Source organism: Methylophaga sp. UBA678 (genome assembly GCF_002299105.1).
Lineage (GTDB): Bacteria > Pseudomonadota > Gammaproteobacteria > Nitrosococcales > Methylophagaceae > Methylophaga > Methylophaga marina.
Genome location: NZ_DBNG01000019.1, coordinates 1,185 through 5,202, shown reverse-complemented (window position 1 = coordinate 5,202; position 4,018 = coordinate 1,185). Strand labels below are relative to the sequence as shown.

The 4,018-nt window shown below is 43.0% G+C and carries 5 protein-coding genes; 4 read left to right on the top strand and 1 reads right to left on the bottom strand.

Annotated features, from left to right (window positions below; all coding sequences use genetic code 11):
* Window positions 1–1,044, bottom strand: a 1,044-nt coding sequence (locus tag B3014_RS10335) for a UbiD family decarboxylase (RefSeq protein ID WP_289286963.1), incomplete at its 3' end; no start/stop codon positions are given.
* 190 nt (window positions 1,045–1,234) lie between these two features.
* Here B3014_RS10335 and B3014_RS10330 point away from each other — a divergent pair.
* From B3014_RS10330 to B3014_RS10315, 4 genes are all read left to right on the top strand, one after another.
* The gene (locus B3014_RS10330) at window positions 1,235–2,398 is read left to right on the top strand and encodes a sterol desaturase family protein (RefSeq protein WP_289244437.1); all 1,164 of its coding nucleotides are present in this window, start codon (window positions 1,235–1,237) and stop codon (window positions 2,396–2,398) included.
* A gap of 74 nt (window positions 2,399–2,472) precedes the next feature.
* Window positions 2,473–2,739: a DksA/TraR family C4-type zinc finger protein gene (locus tag B3014_RS10325; protein WP_286303739.1), complete on the top strand. Its 267-nt coding sequence runs from the start codon at window positions 2,473–2,475 to the stop codon at window positions 2,737–2,739.
* Between the two features lie 176 nt (window positions 2,740–2,915).
* Window positions 2,916–3,353, top strand: coding sequence for a helix-turn-helix domain-containing protein (locus tag B3014_RS10320; protein ID WP_289244438.1), 438 nt, complete (start codon window positions 2,916–2,918; stop codon window positions 3,351–3,353).
* Between the two features lie 207 nt (window positions 3,354–3,560).
* A complete protein-coding gene (locus tag B3014_RS10315; protein WP_286303737.1) occupies window positions 3,561–3,977 on the top strand; it encodes a hypothetical protein in 417 nt (138 codons plus the stop codon).
* Window positions 3,978–4,018 lie beyond the last annotated feature (41 nt).

Here is a 4,018-nt window from a genome sequence, read left to right as displayed (position 1 = left end):
AATTTCTGGAAATTGCTTTTGTAATATCGGTACAAATACTTCATTCAAGGCAACACCGAGTATGGCAGGTTCATCTGGCGGCCGTCCGGTATAGGTGCTGTGGTAAATCGGATTCTGTCGCTGTGTAATTCGTTCGATAGTAAAGACAGGAAAGCTATCGACTTCATTATAGTAACCGGTATGATCGCCATATGGTCCTTCCGACGCCATATCATCAGGATAGATGAAACCTTCGAGTACAATTTCTGCGTTAGCGGGCACCTGTAGCTCATTGCCTATACATTTCACCAGCTCTGTTTTACTACCGCGCAACAAGCCTGCAAACGCATATTCTGACAGCGTATCCGGTACAGGTGTGACGGCACCCAGTATCGTGGCAGGATCACAGCCTAGTACAACACTGATTGGAAAGGGAGTTCCCGGATTAGTCTGTTGCCATTCCTTAAAATCAAGTGCGCCACCTCGATGCGATAACCATCGCATGATGACGCGATTCTTACCGATGACTTGCTGACGATAAATGCCCAAGTTTTGTCGCTCTTTATGAGGACCTTTTGTGACGACCAGTCCCCAAGTGATTAAAGGGGCAGCATCTTCAGGCCAACATAGCTGTATTGGATAATTGCTCAAATCAATGTCATCGCCTTCCAGCACCACTTCTTGGCAGGCTGCTTTTTTAACTAACTTGGGTGACATCGTCAGGACTTTTTTAAACACGGGAAGCTTCTCCCACGCATCCTTCATGCCCTTAGGTGGCTCAGGCTCTTTCAAAAAAGCCAGTAATTTACCGACTTCACGCAAGGCTTCGACAGAGTCTTCGCCCATCCCCATTGCTACACGTTTTGGCGTTCCAAACAAATTCAATAAAGCGGGTACTTCAGACCCTTTAGGATTTTCAAACAATAATGCCGGACCACCAGCACGTAACACGCGATCAGCAATTTCCGTCATTTCCAGAGCTGGATCGACCTCAGTTTTAATCCGTTTTAATTCACCCTGCTTTTCCAAGCCTTCGATAAAGTCACGTAAATCGGTGTATTTCATTCAACCACTCAGTTATGTCATCACTTAGGTTTGAATATTACTGGATAAGCAAGGCAGGCTAAAGCCATAATCCATAAGGCTGATGGTAAGAATATTGAGCTCATCCGTCTTATCGAGTCGATATTATTATTGAAGAAACCCTTTAACACAGACATTATGTCGACCAAGTTTCACTATATCGATACCAATCATGACCGAACCTTATCAATATCAGCCTCGACATGTTGAAAAGAATCCAGCAAAAGAATTTCGTATTGGCGAGGGCAGAATAAGTTGTTATTTGTCTCTTACACTCAGCATATTGAGCCTGCTAGCGGTGCTAGCTTACCTTTACCCAGCCTATTTAACGACGGCTGAGCTGCGCCAAGTTTATGATGCTGAGCAATTACAATTGCTATTGAAATATGCCATGTATTTTTCATTATTCTTCGCTGCATTGACGTTTGGTTTGAATAAAGGCAAGTACAAACTTTATGGCCTTGTCGCTATTTCATTGACCTTGATTGGGTTTGCTCTGGGTGGTTACAACATTCCGATAGGTCAGGTAGAGCCCAGAGAATTATCGTTGGGGGTCGATTGGTTAATTCTTGCCTTTCTAGGATCAGTCGTCATCTTCATGACACTGGAAAAGCTATTTCCCAAATATCGGGACCAAGTCATCACTCGTCCAGAGTGGGCGGTGGATATGTTCTACTTTTGTTTTAACCACCTCGCGATATCCGCCATTCTTATTTTTGCAAATTATCATGCCAGCCATTTTGATTGGGCTGTTAGTCCCTCTGTGCAATCCACCGTTCAAGCCATGCCAGTTTGGTTACAAGTCATACTGATTATTCTGGCAGCAGATTTTGTGTTGTATTGGGAGCATCGTGCCTATCATGAAGTAAAAACACTATGGCCTATTCATGCCGTTCATCATTCTGTTGAACATTTGGACTGGTTAGCTGGCTCCCGTGGCCATTTTGTACAGGTATTTTCTGAACGCGCTATGGTGATGATCCCACTTTATTTATTAGGTGCGGATGAGTCTGCATTGAATATATATGTCACCTTTGCCGCGCTTCAGGCTATTCTGATTCACTGTAATGTCGATATCCCCTTTGGCCCGCTCAAAACTATTTTTGTCACGCCACAGTTTCATCACTGGCATCACAGTTCAGAAAAGCCGGCCATTGATACTAACTACTCGGCGCACACCGTTTTGTTTGATCGACTCTTCGGTACTTATCATCTGCCCGGAAATTACTGGCCTGCCGAATATGGCACAACCGTTCGTCTACCACGACAGATTTGGGGACAGACCTGGTACCCCATTGTTCGCTGGAAACAACGGTTAGGTAAAAAGCTACCTTAAATCATGACTATTGGGTCCAAGCTGACTTTAAGCCTATAATGAAATAGTATTAAAACAGTCAGTTGGAGGTTGTTATGGCTGGAGGATGGTCCCGTGACGGGGCGGTACAAGATCAAATAGACGCCAGTGTGGATGACGCGATACAGCAAGCACGCTCACGTTTACCTCAAGGTGAAAGCCTGACGCATTGTGAAGAGTGTGATGCTGAAATTCCCGAAGGCCGACGTAAAGCCATTCCTGGTGTTTACCTGTGTGTGAAATGTCAGGAAGAGATAGATAATGAAAACAAAGCAGCTGGTATGTTTAATCGACGGGGCAGCAAAGATAGTCAGCTTCGCTAAATCCACGCTTAAACTATTAAACAAAAAAGGGCGAACCGCCCTTTTTTTATGTGTGTGTACAAATCCGTTTTTATTCTGACGCCAGTGTCACAAAACCGTCATACTCCTCATACATAATCAAAAGGTTTAATGTAATTATTATTACATTCTTTCTATACCCGTTGATGGAGTTGACAATGACAAGCAAAGAACAGGTAAACAGCCCTCGCAAGAAATTACTCACTCCAGCTCAAGTTAAACTCTGCAAAGCCATCGCCGCTTCTGACAATGAGTTTAGTACCCGCGCCAGTGCTTTGCTTGCTCTTCATGATGGTGTGACTCAAAAAGAAACAGCGACACAAACTGGATTAAGTATCGGACAAGTACGATACTGGGCGGCACGTTTTCGTCAATTGGGCATGAAGGCTTTTCCTCAAACAGCAAGTGAAGTCACCTCACAAAAATCAACACTAGAAAAAGCGGTTGTGGAAGACACGCCCAAAGAAGTCAAAAAGAAAGACCGTAAAAAAACCAAAGCTGACAAGGGCAACAAGAAAGACAAAAAGTCCAAGAAAGAAAAGTCCGCTAAAAAAGACAAAAAGAAAGCTAAAAACAAAAGGAAAACAAAGAAATAAGGTTTTTCGATTACCCCAAAACATAAGAATGTAAAGCTAAAGGATGTAAATCACAGCGGCTTTTAAGTACTAAGACTGACAGCGACAAATTTCATTATTAACTCTGGATTACTTATCTTTACACAGATAAAGTTGACTGATAGTCATCTATTGTTCAGCCTGATAGAGCTATTAACAAAAAATTAAGTTATCTAAGAGAGACATATAATGAGAAAAACGTTTTTATTACTACCTTTAGCGCTCTTTGCACAACTCGCTTTTGCTATCGACGCTAATGACGTAGAGGCTTACAAAAAAAATTACAGTGAACAGCTTCGTCCAATGGTGATGAAAAAACTGGGCATGGATAGACCCGATCTGACTGCCGGTGCCATTAAAAGAGAAGCGGATGCTTATGTTGCAAAAATGGCGGGCTGCCAACTCGAAGGCTTAGCGATTTTTCCAGAACAGTATCGTGAAAAAGCCATTTTACCTGTCGCACAAGGCGGTGATGTTGCTCAAGCGACGCAAGCTTTGAATGAAGAACTCAAAAAAGATATTGATGGCGGCAAAATTTCAAAAGATGAAGTCATGACCATTATTCAATCAGCACAGCAAGCTGTGCAAATCTGTGCGAATTCTTGATTCACCTACACCACACAAATAAAAAAGGGCCTTTCGGCCCT

Bases quoted from the DNA above. Each gene is read 5' to 3' on its own strand.
- B3014_RS10330 (WP_289244437.1), top strand. From the start codon at position 1,235: ATGACCGAACCTTATCAATATCAGCCTCGACATGTTGAAAAGAATCCA.
- B3014_RS10320 (WP_289244438.1), top strand. From the start codon at position 2,916: ATGACAAGCAAAGAACAGGTAAACAGCCCTCGCAAGAAATTACTCACT.
- B3014_RS10325 (WP_286303739.1), top strand. From the start codon at position 2,473: ATGGCTGGAGGATGGTCCCGTGACGGGGCGGTACAAGATCAAATAGAC.
- B3014_RS10315 (WP_286303737.1), top strand. From the start codon at position 3,561: ATGAGAAAAACGTTTTTATTACTACCTTTAGCGCTCTTTGCACAACTC.